The sequence below is a fragment of the Candidatus Thiodiazotropha sp. AKAK3 genome (assembly GCF_058244645.1).
Genome location: NZ_JBSYOQ010000053.1, coordinates 149,643 through 165,485, shown reverse-complemented (window position 1 = coordinate 165,485; position 15,843 = coordinate 149,643). Strand labels below are relative to the sequence as shown.

At 45.2% G+C, this 15,843-nt stretch carries 18 protein-coding genes and 1 other RNA gene; 8 read left to right on the top strand and 11 right to left on the bottom strand.

Features of this window, described 5'->3' with window-relative positions:
• The first annotated feature begins 25 nt into the window (after positions 1–25).
• The 8 genes from rtcA to AC4IE7_RS13190 all read left to right on the top strand — a co-directional run bounded on the left by rtcA (position 26) and on the right by AC4IE7_RS13190 (position 7,838).
• Positions 26–1,063: an RNA 3'-terminal phosphate cyclase gene (gene rtcA, locus AC4IE7_RS13225; RefSeq protein WP_490777319.1), complete on the top strand. Its 1,038-nt coding sequence runs from the start codon at positions 26–28 to the stop codon at positions 1,061–1,063.
• Positions 1,064–1,670: 607 nt separating this feature from the next.
• Positions 1,671–2,735 (top strand): peptidoglycan-binding domain-containing protein, encoded by a 1,065-nt coding sequence (locus tag AC4IE7_RS13220; RefSeq protein WP_490777318.1) that lies wholly within the window; start codon positions 1,671–1,673, stop codon positions 2,733–2,735.
• A gap of 74 nt (positions 2,736–2,809) precedes the next feature.
• Positions 2,810–3,376 carry a hypothetical protein gene (locus AC4IE7_RS13215; RefSeq protein WP_490777317.1) on the top strand — a complete coding sequence of 189 codons (567 nt, stop codon included), beginning with the start codon at positions 2,810–2,812 and terminating at the stop codon, positions 3,374–3,376.
• A gap of 1,154 nt (positions 3,377–4,530) precedes the next feature.
• On the top strand, positions 4,531–5,163 hold the full coding sequence (locus AC4IE7_RS13210; protein ID WP_490777316.1) for a hypothetical protein: 633 nt from the start codon (positions 4,531–4,533) through the stop codon (positions 5,161–5,163).
• Positions 5,164–5,219: 56 nt separating this feature from the next.
• The gene (locus AC4IE7_RS13205) at positions 5,220–5,564 is read left to right on the top strand and encodes a hypothetical protein (RefSeq protein ID WP_490777315.1); all 345 of its coding nucleotides are present in this window, start codon (positions 5,220–5,222) and stop codon (positions 5,562–5,564) included.
• Positions 5,565–5,593: 29 nt separating this feature from the next.
• A complete protein-coding gene (locus AC4IE7_RS13200) occupies positions 5,594–6,076 on the top strand; it encodes a hypothetical protein (protein WP_490777314.1) in 483 nt (160 codons plus the stop codon).
• Positions 6,077–6,135: 59 nt separating this feature from the next.
• Positions 6,136–7,275 carry a hypothetical protein gene (locus AC4IE7_RS13195; protein ID WP_490777313.1) on the top strand — a complete coding sequence of 380 codons (1,140 nt, stop codon included), beginning with the start codon at positions 6,136–6,138 and terminating at the stop codon, positions 7,273–7,275.
• A gap of 125 nt (positions 7,276–7,400) precedes the next feature.
• A complete protein-coding gene (locus tag AC4IE7_RS13190; RefSeq protein ID WP_490777312.1) occupies positions 7,401–7,838 on the top strand; it encodes a hypothetical protein in 438 nt (145 codons plus the stop codon).
• Between the two features lie 334 nt (positions 7,839–8,172).
• On the opposite strand, the gene AC4IE7_RS13185 is transcribed toward AC4IE7_RS13190, so the two are convergent.
• The 11 genes from AC4IE7_RS13185 to AC4IE7_RS13135 form a co-directional block, all read right to left on the bottom strand.
• An RNA gene (locus tag AC4IE7_RS13185) (hammerhead ribozyme type II) lies at positions 8,173–8,238 on the bottom strand.
• A 116-nt stretch (positions 8,239–8,354) separates the two neighbouring features.
• Positions 8,355–8,789 carry a hypothetical protein gene (locus AC4IE7_RS13180; protein WP_490777311.1) on the bottom strand — a complete coding sequence of 145 codons (435 nt, stop codon included), beginning with the start codon at positions 8,787–8,789 and terminating at the stop codon, positions 8,355–8,357.
• Between the two features lie 436 nt (positions 8,790–9,225).
• On the bottom strand, positions 9,226–9,417 hold the full coding sequence (locus tag AC4IE7_RS13175; protein WP_490777310.1) for a hypothetical protein: 192 nt from the start codon (positions 9,415–9,417) through the stop codon (positions 9,226–9,228).
• 77 nt (positions 9,418–9,494) lie between these two features.
• Positions 9,495–9,722 (bottom strand): hypothetical protein, encoded by a 228-nt coding sequence (locus tag AC4IE7_RS13170; protein ID WP_490777309.1) that lies wholly within the window; start codon positions 9,720–9,722, stop codon positions 9,495–9,497.
• A 240-nt stretch (positions 9,723–9,962) separates the two neighbouring features.
• Positions 9,963–10,166, bottom strand: a complete 204-nt coding sequence (locus tag AC4IE7_RS13165; RefSeq protein WP_490777308.1) for a hypothetical protein — start codon at positions 10,164–10,166, stop codon at positions 9,963–9,965.
• 266 nt (positions 10,167–10,432) lie between these two features.
• Positions 10,433–10,834, bottom strand: coding sequence for a hypothetical protein (locus tag AC4IE7_RS13160; RefSeq protein WP_490777307.1), 402 nt, complete (start codon positions 10,832–10,834; stop codon positions 10,433–10,435).
• Positions 10,835–11,081: 247 nt separating this feature from the next.
• A complete protein-coding gene (locus AC4IE7_RS13155; RefSeq protein ID WP_490777306.1) occupies positions 11,082–11,267 on the bottom strand; it encodes a hypothetical protein in 186 nt (61 codons plus the stop codon).
• Positions 11,264–11,509 carry a hypothetical protein gene (locus tag AC4IE7_RS13150; protein WP_490777305.1) on the bottom strand — a complete coding sequence of 82 codons (246 nt, stop codon included), beginning with the start codon at positions 11,507–11,509 and terminating at the stop codon, positions 11,264–11,266. Before AC4IE7_RS13150 ends, AC4IE7_RS13155 begins: the two co-directional genes overlap by 4 nt.
• Positions 11,510–11,577: 68 nt before the next feature.
• Positions 11,578–12,138 carry a hypothetical protein gene (locus AC4IE7_RS13145; RefSeq protein ID WP_490777304.1) on the bottom strand — a complete coding sequence of 187 codons (561 nt, stop codon included), beginning with the start codon at positions 12,136–12,138 and terminating at the stop codon, positions 11,578–11,580.
• A 303-nt stretch (positions 12,139–12,441) separates the two neighbouring features.
• The gene (locus AC4IE7_RS13140; RefSeq protein WP_490777303.1) at positions 12,442–12,681 is read right to left on the bottom strand and encodes a hypothetical protein; all 240 of its coding nucleotides are present in this window, start codon (positions 12,679–12,681) and stop codon (positions 12,442–12,444) included.
• A gap of 286 nt (positions 12,682–12,967) precedes the next feature.
• A complete protein-coding gene (locus tag AC4IE7_RS13135) occupies positions 12,968–15,253 on the bottom strand; it encodes a DEAD/DEAH box helicase family protein (RefSeq protein ID WP_490777302.1) in 2,286 nt (761 codons plus the stop codon).
• Positions 15,254–15,843: the final 590 nt, after the last annotated feature.

The window sequence follows — 15,843 nt, the reverse complement described above, 5'->3', positions numbered from 1 at the left end:
TCGAACAGAATGGATAGAGATTGAAATGAGTAGTGCATCCAACTTGATTACCATCGATGGTTCGCGTGGAGAAGGGGGTGGCCAGGTACTGCGTACCGCATTGACGCTGTCGCTGATTACCGGCCGCCCACTTCGTATAGAGAATATCCGCGCCAAACGGCGAAAGCCCGGCCTGATGCGCCAGCATCTCACAGCTGTGCATGCCGCTGCGGCTATCGGTGAGGCGGATGTTGAAGGCGCAGGCGCGGGTTCGCAGTCACTGCTGTTTCAGCCTAAAACCATCAAGGGTGGTGACTATCGTTTCGCCATAGGTACGGCGGGCAGCTGTACTTTAGTGTTACAGACTGTCTTGCCTGCACTGATGTCGGCCCGAGTCGAGGCGAAACTAAGTCTAAGCGGCGGCACCCATAATCCACTGGCGCCACCCGCCGACTTTCTGCAACGTGCCTATCTTCCTCTGTTGCGGCGAATGGGGGTCGATATCGATATGAGTCTGTCACGTTACGGCTTTTACCCCGCGGGTGGAGGTGAGGTGGAGCTCAGGCTAGAGGCTGGGGATAAATTGCAGCCACTAAACCTACTGGAGCGTGGTGAGTTGCGACAGGCTAGCACTGAGGCGCTGATCGCCGCACTGCCTGTCAGTATTGCCGAGCGCGAATTGGAGACCGTCCGCCGCACCATGGGTTGGGATCCATCACAGCTTCAACTGCGCGGCCTCAACAATAGTCAGGGACCTGGCAATGCCCTAGTGGCGACTATTGAACATGAATATGTCACCGAGGTCTTCACCGCCTTTGGCGAGAAAGGTGTCAGTGCCGAGAAGGTGGCAGGTAAGCTCTGTCGCCAGATAAAGACGTATCTTGAAGGAGTAGCGCCAGTTGGTCCCCATCTTGCCGATCAATTGTTGCTACCGCTAGCAATCGCGGGTGGTGTATTTAATACAGTAAAACTAACGCAACATACACTGACCAATATGGAGACCATCAATGCCTTTTTGCCCGGCTGTCTTGATATGGAAGAGATAGCCGATGGAATGGTGCGGATATTTCGAAGTAATAAATGAGGCACAGCTCAATTGGCACGTCTCAGTTCGACCAGAAGTGGCTGTTCAGTTAATCTGACAGAGTGTCAGTGAATATCTCTCTACAGAAAATTACGAATTTATAAATAGCAGACAAAAACGATCAATGACAAACTTGTTGCAGCACAAATTATTAGTGATATGCCTGTGTGTTGTTTGTTCAGATGTTGAGGTTTTGTATTTGAGGTTTGTCGAATAATTTTACATTCCGAGTGAATTTGTAGGGTTAAGTTTCTATCTATCTATTTAATTTAATAACATAAAGTAAATTGTTGCATGGAATATGCATATGTAATTGTTGATGAAGCACAAATTTCGAATTAACAGCTAAGATCTAAAAACACAAGCATACGTCTACTTTTGGTGGCTTCTCCATTAGTACCAGTCAATAAGCGATAACTACTTCTCTTCACCGCTAGAGTGAGAAGATTAATTACGCTAACAAATCGATAAATGCAAGGGAGTGAATATGTGCATCTTCAAGTTTAATATTAAATTACAATATGCATTAAGCCTTATTATATGGTTCTCTGTCATATCAGGTGGGTGTAGTAATGGAATGCCCTCTGTATCTAATGCAAAAGACTATATGTTAAAACTGATTGAAACAGAATCTGCTGGCAGAATATCGTTAAATGACTTTACTAAAATTAATGCATTAGAGAAGAAAGTACTTGGAAATATTTATCATGTTGTTGTGTATGAAGCGATAATTGAATTTACACAGGACAGTAGGTGGATTGCTGCCAGCATGGGTGAGATTCGGGACTTTAAAGCGAAAGCAACAGATGCACGCCAAGGACAATCAGGATGGGCTGGTTATAACGCAGGCCTCATGAATCCGGGCAGGAATGTTACGAAAGGATCAATATTCAAGGTGTCAGGTGAAATTTTCTATGAAAAAACAGAAAGTGGCTGGAGACCTGCTGGCCAATCGATATCAAGTAAAGTGAAACTCACTGAAGGGAATGCGGGTGCTCAAAAAATTCAAAGCGCACCACAACTAAAATATTCGCAGAAAAATAATTCTACTGCACGGGCAGATAGAAGAGTTCAAACAATACAAGAAAGGCTTCAATTATTAGGGTACATGCCAGTTGAGACCACCGGCTACGTAGATAACCACACGAAAAGTGCAATAAACTCATTCGAGTCAAAAGTAGGCATCGCTAATGATGGCCGGGTGTCAAAGAGTTTATTTGACGCATTATTTGAGTCAGAAAAGAAACGGCTACAGGCTAGCATATCGCTAAAAATTCCAAATTATTTCTCGGGCAAACCACTGAGGCGGTATTACCAGGTTCATCCTAATTCAACCAATGATTACTTAAAAGGAATAGAGAGAAGCGATAATAATAAGGTATTCGCATTTGGTTATGAAGGAAATTCCGTAGGAGGCTATTTTATATCGTTTGATTCATATATAGATGCACTTTCAAAGTACACTCAATCCATGCCAAGACTCAATTTGAAGAATATTGAATATACAACAAATCTAGAACCGCATTTCATTATGAAAAGTTCATCTAAAGCGAATACAGTATATTTAGTAATCGATAAATATGTTTTCAATATAACTTCCAATAAAATACAGAACGCTGTTGACTTTGCAAGGGAAATTATAGAAAGCAATAACCTAAGGCCACCTCAATAGCTAAGGTGGAATTTTTAGATATATTTCATGGATCGCGGGTTTATGTGTGTGCTGATTAATATAGAGTATTCATAATGTGTAATTCTACTATTGCTGTATTAAAGTCGCTCTTTGTATTAACCTTTATTATCGCGTCTTCAGCAATTGCTGAAGATGTAAAAGTTCAATCGATATTTGGAATTAAATTTGGCGAGAGATTTGATCAAGCTACAGTTATAAATGCATCTGGTCGAGGGGATATATTGGAAGTCATTCCTATGGTCCCAAATAAGCACTACGATAAGTATCAGGTATCGTTAGGTCGCCACAGTAAATATGTACAATATGTGAAAGCAATGACTGCAGGACTAAAGCGAAGTAAGAAAGAAGCTAGAGATGAAGCATATGAAATAATGCAAGTTTATCGATCTAAATATCCATATCTACAACCCTTCAAACTGAAGAAAGGACATGCAATATTTGCCCTGGAAGGCAACGATGGAAAGTTTGTTGAGTTTCAATATTCAGAAACTTATAGGATTCTTATAATCAAGGATAAAAATGCAATTGATTATGAAATGGAGCTAGTTCGAAAGAAATTAGAAGAACAGAATACTCCAAAGCCGTCTAAATCTAGAGTAATTTACGATAGTGGTTTTTGATACGATCGAACTGAAATGATGACTTTCGAAGCATTTGAATGTAGTTAATTATTTTCAACAATCCTTAAATTATCCGCACGTCGATCTAAATTCAGTAATTCTAAATATGGTTACTTCTATAACCAGAATGCTCGCTTCGGTCGCAAATCAGTCATGTCACACTTCGACTATATGCGGAAGTTTTATCAATCTACACAACACAGGAAAATCTACTGTACGCTTAAATCGCTTCAGGCCGACCTGGACGAATGGCTCGAATACTACAATAATGGATAATGGAAATTATCTTTCACACATTTGAGACGGCGGTGGTTCATGTGGTTAAGTTGGAATTGATCGAAATCTTCGTCTTGCAAATGAAAAGGCTCAGGACGTATCGATCAAAAATCTGACACGAAAGAAAACCTACCATAGCGGCCAAATTTAAGGAGCTAGATAATAAAGATAAGGATAGAGTAATAATTATAAACCTCCGTTTTTTACGATTTCGATTGTTAGTATCGAATTCGGTAACTTCTAATCTGCGACCAAAGCAGGTCATTGGTCCGATGGGATTGGGATGTTTGGTCCTAGCCAGAAGCGGACACAAGGAGCCTGCCGATATTTACACCCTGATCTGGAGCGAATAGAAATGCTTTCCCTAATTTGATCTTGATCAACATCAGCTGGTGAATTTCATCGGATTGCTTGCAATCGTAATACAATTGCCTAAATTAGGATAGGGGATTTGTCAGATCCAACGCGGTATGCACGCAGACTTAGATACACCTCCGGACATAAGGAACGTGACGTAATGGCAGGCTTACTCTTCACCCAATATTACCTTAAAGCTGGTGGCCGATGAAATCCATCGGCTCGAGTATAACATGCGTGATCCCGTCACTGTCGTAAGGCCGCAATGTCGGTATTCGGCTGGCTGGCAAGTCCCCACCAGGCGCGCGAAATCGTCATCAGAGCGAGGATTGGGGCCATCTCCACTAGCCGCCAGCAGGTGCTCAATCTTCTATGTGGCGACGGCGATTGTAGCGTGGTGTGCGGGCGCAAAGCAGATCACTACGGATCATGCAAGAGCAAGTGCTATTTGTGCTTAAAACCTGCAAAATCAGCCTCATGGCTTTCGGAGGTTTATCCCTATGCACGGCCGGAGGAACGCAATGTCACCAATGCGTATGAATTTACGATCAAGCCTGACGGCCTTCTTGCTGTGCCTTCTATCGACGATGGTTCACGCCCAATGGGACGTAGAGGGGCGCTTACTACAATGGAAGGCGTCAGCGCCGAGCTCATGGATCGGCGGCAACAGCTCGCAGATAGCTACGGTGAAGGGACAACTACGGTCGCAGGGAAGTAGTTTGATAAAGTTAATGGATGAACTTTGGTACAAGTCAAGAACCGTTGATGCCTATCTCACGAGTATGGACGTAAGTGGCGTGAAAACCGGTATAGCCAGCCGGATAGTTTTTGACGTCGCGAATCGCGAGTTCTCCAGCGAGTACTTCACTAGCGAAACATGGGAAGCGTTGGCAAGTACTCCGCTCGACGGTTACCCGCAAAGCTCCTCTACCGAGTTTCTCGGCGCCAACGCGCCATCAATCGGGGGAAAACCATCAAACTGCGCCACGTTTGTGACAACGATGCCGAGCCAGAGATTCGCCTACGATGTTCTGTGTTTTGTGCACATTGGTCAAGGCAAGACGCATATGATCAAATTCCGCACAGACGGCTCGAAGTGGGATGAGCATCTTAACGAGCTCAATAGTATATTGGGAACGCTGAGGTACTACTAACCTAATCATAGAGACTAAGAACTGATATAAAGGATAAGGTAGGTGGGAAAAACCAAATGAACTCTCAGATGACATCGTTTTTATTCACGATACTGCTCGGTTTCATTTCGGCGTGTATCGGATTGATTCTTTATCGATTTGGTGAAGCCGTTATCAAGTACAAAGGCGCAAGATTTGGTGGCGCCGTCGCGATCGCGGGCGTCTCGTTCTACTTGATGGCGGAATTCTATTTTCGCGGCCTCTCCGTCGAAGACCTTGTGCGCGAGGAGGCACTCGAAGAATTGCAAGAATCTATTTATGAGTATGACACATGTATAGCGCACGAAGATGGTAAGGAGTATATGGCATGCAGATTTCAGGCAGATGCAGTACGCGATGCAGCCAAACGATTGCTGCCGTAATTTTAATCTCAGTAATGTGGATAGCGGAAGTGTCGGCACAGAGCATCGACTCGATGGCCGATGATGAAACGCTGGTTGCGCACCGTGCGTACTTCGTCGGTACGAGCGATGAAATCAGGGAAATGGCCAAAAAGCAGTCTTACGGCCACACCTCAGTGCCGTACGAGAACCACTCTGAGCTTGTCGAGGTACGAAAACCTCCGCCTGCCTGTGGTCCTAACATACAAAGCGCATTTGCCGACTTCTGCGTTTCACGTCTGAACGTCGGCCTAGCGCCATGTCAAACTAACAAGACGCGGGTGTTCTGTAGTACCGGTTATCTTCAACCTGAATCAGAAAGGGTCTACTGGCGGCTCAAATATCGACACCATGCAGAGCAGCTTTCGCTCGAGCTTGATGTCTTGAAAAGGCACAGCAGTGGACGTTTACAGCCGACGATAGTTACAGGTGACCTTCTGCAAGAGCTCTATGAGCTACTTATTATCACAACACGATGCGACATCAATCTCTAATACTTGTCGCGTGCCTGGTTGTGTCTCATGCACCTTTTTCACTGGCTCAAGAGATATCAATGCAGGCTGGACTCGATCCAATCGAGGTGTACGTCAATAGCCATCACGGCCTTGATATTGCTTCGAAGGAGGAGAGTCGACTTGCGTATGATGCCTGGAGTACCGCAAAGGCAGGAAACCAAATCGGACTTGGCTCATGCGGTGAACCCAACATGCAGGAAACCAAGGTATTTGTTCTGGAATTCTCGGGTATACCGGAAGAGGTTTGTGGGGATGGTTGGTTTGCTAAGACTTGTATCGCGAGTCGCAATAATTGCGTCAGCAGCCCCTATGGGATCATCTGTGATAGCGACTACCTGATGCCAATGTACGTGCTACAACAGACGGTGCTATCGGTAAATGGCAACCAAGGTTCTACTCAGCAGGCACACCCTAAAAATGTGATGTTACAACTCGCTCGAATAAACCTATTGGTGAAACGCAACATGCCATATAGTGAACAGGCAAACGAGATTCTTGATAACTTCCCATGGGCTGCTGGTGGTCCAGAGGACGATTATGACCGAATAATCGTTGAACTTGCTACAACCGGTGCTGTGATCTTTCATGAATTAGCGCATGTTGAGCAAGTCACTTGCTCTCAAGGACATACTGATCCCCGATTCATAGAAATACGCAAACTACTCGAAATGATATCCTGTCGACTACTGGCGCCGATAGAGGTGAGCGCCGATATGAGGGGAATGGATGCGGGTGCTGTAGGAGCGAGAATGGTGTTGCAGGACGACGATGATCCAAATGCCGCCTACGAACTATTTGTAAGGGCTACAATCGCTCGTCTTGAGTATGAGGCAGTAGTGCTACCACATCCGGATTATGCGGTTGACGTGTACACGAATGAGCCGAAGGATCCATCGAAACTCGAACGTTATTATTTTGATGCAGGTACGAATGTACCAGTGTTCGCAGGCGCAGGGCACATACCGCCTGAACTAAGACCAGTCGCTTCTATTCGGTTGCTTAGGAATCGTGGATTTCTTACGAAAGACGGTATCGATACTGCATTCGAGATATCGTTGCGATTGCGAGCGTTTCTTACTGGAGTGCTTTGGAAACGATGTCATGGAAAACAGAACATCGCACCTGAGGCGATACGTGATGTCATCAATATGCTTGCATTTGATAGGGGGCCATTATGATAAGGATGTTGTTAGTGGTAAGTATCGCTTTAATCTTCCTGGCTACAGGCTCCACGCACGGACAGACGTACCAACAAGCAGTTCAACAATCACCCAGCGCTTCGGCAATAGACCTTGGATCCAGCATGGCACTGTTGCTCAGCGCATCGATTGGCGGCACGGAAAGCGAAGTAATGCAGATGTACACAATAGCGCGAGAACATGCATCGGCGCTCAGTTTAACTTTGCCTTTACCTCCTACGGGGCCTCTTGAAGATCGAATGGCCGAAGGGCTACTGTTCAGCATAGATACCGCAAGAAATATTAACCAAGCTCTAGTGCGTGAGCATGGTGAACGAGTTGCGGCTTCATTCATGCTCAGTTTCTCGGCGTTGACGGCAAACACATTCAGTGTTAATGAGAATCTGCGAGAGACTATGGTGAACAACGCAGTACAGGCAGCGCACGTTCTCAATCTTCCTATAGAATTCGTTCAAGGTGTGATTCAATCAATAGAGTCCAGCGACGACGATTCGGGCTTCCAAATCTACAGGATGATGAACGACCTGAAAGGAAGACAGTAGGAATATCATGGGGCGGCACTCATCACGTGTTGCCATTTCTTGTTGGAGCCTCGACAGCGGCGTAGACAGTTCGCTGTGTCACTGAGAAACTTCACTAGGACAGCGTCGACGGCTTCGTGAACCGAGGCACTTCGAAGCAATTCCATATACAGTCAAACAAATTATATTAACAATAATTTCAATTGGTTGTCGGATTTGTCTACAGTTGTTATTTAAATCATACACGTGGTTTTATGTCATAGAATTAGAATGAAATATAAGACATTGGAAGAGATCAACTCGCTAGGGAACTCAAAATTCATCTGATCCAATGTCCAAGCTCCTTTCTCAATCTAATTGGCTGCTCGTCAGACCATGGACACCACTCCATGGTGACGGCTCAATCTGAGCCGTTTCGCTTCGTGATATCCCTTATCGTGGGATAGCCAGCAGGATCGGGAGGAGGAGACAAACTCCCTCCTGCTGCTGGGGTTACCACGCCACCATCAGCTGGGCACCGCTAATTCGCTATTGCTTTTAAGATCGACTGGATTGGAGGCCTTTCGCTTTTTTAGCGAGCTCACCAAGATTGTGGTGAAGGATATCGACTTTAATCTGGATGGATCCGTAGGCTTTGCATTCAGAGCAGGCAGAAAATATATTGACAATCTCCTGAGAGAGAATCTGAATGCTATGGAGGTCTACAGAAAGCACCCGAGCTTGCGGAAAGTCTTTCGCTTGTCGAGAGAATTCACCGAGGTTATGGTGAAGGATATCGACCTTTCTCTGGATGGTCTCTAAGGCTTCGCCTTCAGAAAACAAATCGACAATATCCTGAGAAAGCATCGGAAGGCTCTCCATCATGTGGAGTAGCATGTCAGGATCACTGATTCGCGGAGCTTCACAGGTACGTGGAGCTATATTTGATGGTTGCTGCTCACACAGCACTACATTAGGATGTGTACTAGCCATATTGACCTCCTATTCAGGTCTTTGTGGTCAGGTCCTTGTCGGCGTTGGCGCGCCGGCGGGGACCGTCAATTTACACTAAGAAGTTTGTTTCATATTTCTGTCTTTTATCTCAAATATCAACAATTTCATTGCGCGATAAGGCATTGGTCGATACTTCTTTGCGCCTGGCTTTACTCGCCACGCCTTGACTGTATCAATAGCATATCCCGTCATTTCCGAGATCTGCTCATTAGTGAGCTTATATATCTTAATTTTTCGCTTAAGCTCTTCATTATTCTGGCTCACTATAATACCCTGGTGCTTTCCTATAGAGGGTACATAGTACCCACTCTACGGACTGGAGTATAGGGTACATTGTACCCCTTTGCAAGGGCTGTGTTTTAGGATATCAATAAAAAACCCAGTTCCTAATAATTAGGAACCGGGCTTTATGACACTAGGCATCTCTGGCTAGCGGTGGGATGATACCTAAATCCATAAACTCAAAGTACTCGAGTTCAGATATTTCTGAGTATCGATCGTGGCAATCGCCTGCATCACATAGATTCACAGGTTCACCTGATAAAAGTTTAACTACTTGGACGGCAGGGCGTCCGCAATAATCACATTTTTCGATAGTTTCAGACATTTTGACTCTCCTGAGATGATCTGGAGAGCCCCCCGTTGGGAGAACTCCCCCATCTGGGGTGTAGACTGAAGAATAGGTTAGGGGGTGGTACGTTGTGTCCAGTTACCATCCTCTAATGCTTGAGTCGCTTCATCTGGCAAAGTGAAGTACTCCTCGCTTTCGCGTGAACAAGGGATATCATCTTCGCCGACTGTACCGATGTAGTACCCGGCAGTTGATCGCAATACCTGTAACGGTAGACGAAGCCCTGTGTACCTTCGTGCAAGTCGTCCTATTGGCTTTCTAACGGTTACTGTTTCAGACATGATAGATTTCTCCATATGATAGGATTTTCGATAAATCATTGAAAAATAGTTTTGCTCCAGCTAAGCTCGATGCTATGAATAAAGACCAAACATTTGATGAGGCCTGCCGGGCAGTCTCAGAAAAGCTCCAAAACATGGAGGGTGGGGACACTATAGAAAAGCGAACCCTCATGGCGATCATTGAAGATCGCGATGAGGACGCTAATAGACTCCTGAACATTGTTGAGCGAAGAAATGCGCTCAATCTTCGCTCTGTTGAGTGTTAAGGCGAGCAAGAATCTCCTCCTCAACTTTTCTCAAAAGAAAGCGTGCATCCTTAAGAACATCAGGATCCCGCGCATTATCAATAAATCGAGCCAATAGCTCTTGCTTCTGAGCTAATTCCTTGTCTCTCGCTTTTTCAAGAAAGCGATAGAATTGCTGCATGTCGAATAATCCGGACATTGTATTTCTCCAAACAATTTTGAATTGAATAGGAGAAACTTTCCTGGCTGGGAGAGGTTTCTCCCAGATTGGGTAAGATTAATGGATCGGTCACCAAGTGGTGATGCCGGCAATTGCGCGATCCAGGTGCCGGTCAGAGGGATGCAACTTTAACCAAGTTGCCAGGGATAATTGAGTAATTTTATCTCTGTTTCCGCGATTGCGTCAAACAACTAAGAATCTCTGAGAAGCAAATAACGCCCCCCATGATGATGAGGGGCGTTATATCAAGAGGGCATTTGCGCTGCCCATACTTCTCTTGGTACCAAATCTCTTGCCTCAGAGATTAAACGATCAACAGTATCCACTGCGTCATCATTACTCATAACGGAACCAAGTACTTCGAAATCATCCGTATTATCAAGCTTGGCGATATTTTTTACAAAACACTCCAATTGTGTATAACGTGTATATTGATCATCATTCAGGCAAGGCTTGTTTACGCAGACAAGGCCAGAATACATCGTCTCACAAAGCTCATCGATATCGGACTCGCTTAGTGGATCCACATCGGCAAAGTGTGGGTACTGTTTGATAATATTATCTATGCTAGATTCTTCCATCTCACGCTGTAGATGACGAAGGCTAGCAAGTATTGTTGTCAGCTGACGATAATTAAAATTTTTCATTAGATTCTCCTGGATGTTAGTGTGCCCCAGGAAATCCATAGCCCTGCCGGGGATATGGATCCCCGGGTGGGTGGGTTTTAAGATGAATCAACTTCTCATCAGAGAAGTACCAGCTATTACATGATTCATGAGCTGTTCAGGCGCTGCTGATTTGCAGCAGTCATAAATTACCTTTCCCAAAGTCCTCTAATTATGGATAGAAGGGACTTTGGGAAAGACCTGTCAAAAGACAGGTCAAATGTAGACATTAGCCTATTCGTTTAACTTCTTTAACTTTCAACTTACCATGCCAGCACAAACGATCTGCAGCTGTCTTAAGAGCATTTTCGATGGCTTTCTGTTCATCATCACCATCATCTAGTTCAACTGTTTCAGTACCGGTATAGTAACCAGTCATATTCGGTCCTGTAGACCATTCTATTTCCAGTCTCATGCGACACTCCCTTGAGTGAGAATAATATTAATCAATTCTTCGTCACTCACAGAATCAATGCATTCAGCTAGTTCGTAATATTGCTCAGCACTGCATAGGTCACGAACCAACAATACCAATTCGTCCCGGTATACTGCCACATAACGTATTTCGTTGGTTTCAGTGTCACGCCAAGCATTACCGGAAAATTCATCACCATGTTCAATCCTTTTGTCATGTTGAGGTTCACGCTTATATTTCATTGGTCATGCCCTCCAGGCATAATCAGTCTTGCAGCGGACACGCCGCTGAAGACTGGTTCAATATATATTTATGCCGCTGATCTGACGCGCTCAGCATTATTAATTGCCTGCTCAAAAACCTCTATGGGAATTTCATTATCCTCAAATCGATCTCTAACGCGCTCGAGCTCCGGACTGATTATTTTGTTCGCTCGGATATTAGCGACATCAAAACGCACCTGTAGAGGATCCCAGTGCATACCGCAGACCTGGTTTCTTGCGATGCCCTCTAGGTAGATTGCGAATTGCTCAAGGTCTTCTAAGGCACTAATTGGTGCAAAGTGATTCATACCGCCAACAAAGTCCTTACGACCCTTACAAGATCGCATCATTATGGCTGCATCATCTCCCATGCATGTCTTTTCAACTTGCAGGTATAAGTTAGACGTATGAAGAGTTATCTCTCCGCTCACTGCAATACCCGCTTTGTTTGAACGAAGGTCGTAGTCAGCCGAGGTCAACCCCATCAGCTTGGCAAGTTTTCGCAAAACCTTTTTAGCTTCGCTGTGAAAGGCATTCTTTAGATCTGGATCGCAATAAGACAGATTTTGAGAGTAAATCTCGATCAGTTTATTGGCAGGATTTTTCATGCGTTTCTCCTTGAAATGATAAGGAGAGACACAATTCCCCAATGGGGAGGTATGTCTCCCCTTGGGGTAAAATATGTTGAAGAATTAACCCCGCCGATAGGCGAGGTTAATTGAGTAGTGATAAGGTCACTTCTGGATGGCGCGCAGTGTTTGCCGCGTCTTCGCGTGCTATATATGCAACGCCATCGTATGGAAATAACGGATTACTTGTTAGTGCGACGTTGTTTGTGTTTTATCCAAACAACTAGAAAGCCCAATAACAAAATAACCCATATTGGTGAGGTAGCAACGATGAAATTAGTGCTAATTCCCATTGTCCTCCTCCTTAGTTAGGCCAAATGCCCAGGCGACAGTACCTGTCAGAATGAGGATAAGACCCTCGAGACTCGACATTGAATCGCCTCCTACGATGACACCGGCATAGCCAGCACCGACCAAGACCATACCCGCCTTTCGGAAATCTTCCTTCAGAGCAGTGGTATTGATCCTGGATACCCAGGAAATGACCGCGCTAAACAGCTTGTTTGATACGCGATTCTTCATGATAGTTCCTCCTTCGATTGAGCCGTCACAGGAGGAACCTTACCCATCGGGGAGGTTTCCCCGGTTGGGCAGATTGATAGAAATGGATCGACAACCCGCAGGCCGTGCTGGCAATACTCACGATCCAAGTGCCAGTCAGTTCAGCTGAAACCCAGCTGACAGGTATGAAACTTAATCTTAATTCTAGACCTTCTGTTCTGTCAATATGGCACAGTCTAGCAGGGCGCCAGTAACTAACTGAAAAACAATACCAAAGGAGCCCCTAAAGGCTCCTTTGGTAACAAGATCAAGCTGCAAGAAGCTGCTTGGCTAACTCAACCTCGATACTATCACCATCCTGGTTCAAGATGTCTAGGCCAGAGTCCGGCATATCCCCTGAGGTCGATTGACTGACAGCTATTTTACTTGCCATCAGCGATAGACAAGCAATTTGAGCCGTTTCCTCATAACCCAGATAGGAGACTTCAACATCTTCTTCCTGTCCAATACGCCAGGAGCGCCTGGCGGCTTGTTGCAAGGTGTAGACGTTGTATCCAGTCTGCATGAAGACGATGCTCGGAAAGTCCAGCAAATCCAGGCCGGTTTTTACGAGTTCAGGGTTACAGACGACAACATCAATCCCTCGGTCCACCTGGTCAAGGATCCAGTCCTCTCGCTTAGACGTATCAACCGACGCACGAAGTACTGCTGTTTTGAGTCCTGCACTTTGGAGTAAGGCCTTCAGCCGAGCAGTGGTATCCCTACGTCCGGTATACGTCGTGTAGACAAGCACACGTCGACCTCTAGCCTTATTGTCCCTGCAGATCTTCAGCAAATCTTCCTCTGCGGGCATCAGCTCATTTTCCTCAAACATCGAAGGTGCATAGTAAAGTAGGTCTCGAGTTCGTGGATGTTTGACCGCTTCCTGTCTGAAACATGTACTAGGCCAGGCCAATAAAGTATTGAGAACGACACCCATCAGAGTGTTGTCACCCTTGCGCAGAGCCTCTTTCAACTCTGATGTCAACTTCTGCTCCATAGCGCTATACTTTTCAGCTTGGTCATCTGTCATTGCAACATTGACATAAAACTCATCGTAGGCGGGTAGAACATTACCGCCGATATCCTTGAGTTTAAGAAACACCGTGAAGGGAAGTACATATCGTGCGATCCCCTTCGGCCCAAACCCCGGGCCTTTTGCAGTTCTAACAGATACACGCTTGCCTTTAGCGGTTTTGTGACTATCTCCCTCAGACTCTGTATAGATGTCCTTAAGAATGCCATATTCACGCATGAACGACATCGAGGCCGTACCAAGACTTCCACGATTGTTATAGACAAAACCATCCTCGATCATTCTTTGTGGCATAATACGCCACAATAAATAAAAGAGGTCATCGGCATATCCGCCCATCAATGTCCCAGTTAACAAAAGCACCTTTTTGACTTTGTTAGCCAGTACGCCCATTGCCTGTCCCTGTGCACTAGAATCAGCTTTGTACTCGTGCCCTTCATCTACGATGATGTTGGAGAAATATCCATTCGGTAGATACCGTTTGATAAACTCCGTTGGTTGATAACCGCCTTGACCAAATCCAAACTCTAGATTAGCCATTGCGCGTTCCATACGCCTTGCCTGTTTATCTGAGAATACGAGCTCTCCCTCATCGTCCATTAAATTTATAAAGGAATAGACATTATCAGCCAACATGCCATGTAACAATTCTTCTCCAAAGGTCGAAACCAGCTTACCTGCTGTTTTCGGTCCAATCGTAGGAATCTGACACATGGCTTCCAAAACGAGGTCACGTCTCGTTTTTTGTCGCTTCATCGGTCTCATCAAAGTCCACAACGGTTCACCACATACCTTCCCATCGACTTCACCACAACATTGATAACGCCTGTTATCTGGGAAGTCAGTGGGGCTTACAGGTCGCGGATTACCATCTTGGTCTTCGATGGTCACTACCGTGCCACATTTAGGACAGGCACAAACTGCCTTTTTATTGACGAAACTACGTGATCGATCACCATCCTCAGGCATCATCCGTGTATATTGCATTTTTACAGAATAGGCTGGTCTCCAATGAAAGCCCATTCGCATCCGAACACGTCCCAAAATAAAAAACTCTGGTCCGTCATGCTCATTGATTCCTAAGGATTCTCTGATGAGTAGTAGTTTAGCCAATGTGTCCGGACCATTGAGGATCCAAACACGGGCATTATCAATTGTTTCTTGAATTTCTCTCCTCCATTTGAATACGAGATGCGGAGGAGACAGAACGATTGATCGAGAGTATCCTTCGGACTCGAGGATCGCCGCAGTGGCGATGGCCATAATAGTCTTTCCGGTACCCATCTCTGCGTTTAAGATGGCAGCGGGTTCATTTTGATCGATGAGAAGACTACTGATAGCCTGTACTGCATCTCTCTGGGCAGGGAAGGGGTCCCTTATCAAGTTGTCCATTACCTGTTCTCTCTTGAGATCCGGTTGGCCATCATAGATAGGGGGGTTTTGCTGTTGGACAGCCTCAAGCAGCCCATCTCCAAAATCCTGAATAAACTCTGTAAGCGGTATAATATCCGCCGACATTTCTTCAGATACTTCTTCATTTATTTCAGCGGTTGCTGACATGTTGTGGTCTCCTGTAAATATCAGGGGAACACCAGCCCAATTGGGGTAGTGTCCCCAATTGGGTTAAAGATAGGAATCAATCTCGATGAGATGCCAAGCATTGCATGATTCATGACTTGGTCTTGGGCTACTTTCTGGCTAGTAGCGAGCACAGTATCTGTCTTTGTTAAGAACACTTTAAAGCACCCTTAACAAATGCCTCTCATTGAGAGACCTTTCCAATCTATGATCAGATGGATATATCCTTCCGGGAGACTTCCCTATCGGGAGGTCTCCCGATAGGGTAAGTTGAAAATAATCAAGACTAGAATCAAGGTTGTGGACTATCAGAGATCAATTTACAAATATGAAACTCTGTTTGTCCTGTTCTTACCTCTTTCCCAGTTGGTTGTACTATGCCCGCTTCTGTTAGACACTCTAAGAGACCCTCATTATCACCATGATCACTTATGAGTACTTCATCCGTAGCGGGTTGGAATAATGAGATGTTCACTGATGCTTCAGTGATTACTTCTCCTAATTCATTGACAAGGACAACTCCCTTTCGG

Coding starts and splice junctions, on each gene's coding strand:
- rtcA (WP_490777319.1), top strand. CDS start 26: ATGAGTAGTGCATCCAACTTGATTACCATCGATGGTTCGCGTGGAGAA.
- AC4IE7_RS13220 (WP_490777318.1), top strand. CDS start 1,671: ATGTTAAAACTGATTGAAACAGAATCTGCTGGCAGAATATCGTTAAAT.
- AC4IE7_RS13215 (WP_490777317.1), top strand. CDS start 2,810: ATGTGTAATTCTACTATTGCTGTATTAAAGTCGCTCTTTGTATTAACC.
- AC4IE7_RS13210 (WP_490777316.1), top strand. CDS start 4,531: ATGTCACCAATGCGTATGAATTTACGATCAAGCCTGACGGCCTTCTTG.
- AC4IE7_RS13205 (WP_490777315.1), top strand. CDS start 5,220: ATGAACTCTCAGATGACATCGTTTTTATTCACGATACTGCTCGGTTTC.
- AC4IE7_RS13195 (WP_490777313.1), top strand. CDS start 6,136: ATGCAGGCTGGACTCGATCCAATCGAGGTGTACGTCAATAGCCATCAC.
- AC4IE7_RS13190 (WP_490777312.1), top strand. CDS start 7,401: ATGGCACTGTTGCTCAGCGCATCGATTGGCGGCACGGAAAGCGAAGTA.
- AC4IE7_RS13180 (WP_490777311.1), bottom strand. CDS start 8,789: ATGGCTAGTACACATCCTAATGTAGTGCTGTGTGAGCAGCAACCATCA.
- AC4IE7_RS13175 (WP_490777310.1), bottom strand. CDS start 9,417: ATGTCTGAAACTATCGAAAAATGTGATTATTGCGGACGCCCTGCCGTC.
- AC4IE7_RS13170 (WP_490777309.1), bottom strand. CDS start 9,722: ATGTCTGAAACAGTAACCGTTAGAAAGCCAATAGGACGACTTGCACGA.
- AC4IE7_RS13165 (WP_490777308.1), bottom strand. CDS start 10,166: ATGTCCGGATTATTCGACATGCAGCAATTCTATCGCTTTCTTGAAAAA.
- AC4IE7_RS13160 (WP_490777307.1), bottom strand. CDS start 10,834: ATGAAAAATTTTAATTATCGTCAGCTGACAACAATACTTGCTAGCCTT.
- AC4IE7_RS13155 (WP_490777306.1), bottom strand. CDS start 11,267: ATGAGACTGGAAATAGAATGGTCTACAGGACCGAATATGACTGGTTAC.
- AC4IE7_RS13150 (WP_490777305.1), bottom strand. CDS start 11,509: ATGAAATATAAGCGTGAACCTCAACATGACAAAAGGATTGAACATGGT.
- AC4IE7_RS13145 (WP_490777304.1), bottom strand. CDS start 12,138: ATGAAAAATCCTGCCAATAAACTGATCGAGATTTACTCTCAAAATCTG.
- AC4IE7_RS13140 (WP_490777303.1), bottom strand. CDS start 12,681: ATGAAGAATCGCGTATCAAACAAGCTGTTTAGCGCGGTCATTTCCTGG.
- AC4IE7_RS13135 (WP_490777302.1), bottom strand. CDS start 15,253: ATGTCGGCGGATATTATACCGCTTACAGAGTTTATTCAGGATTTTGGA.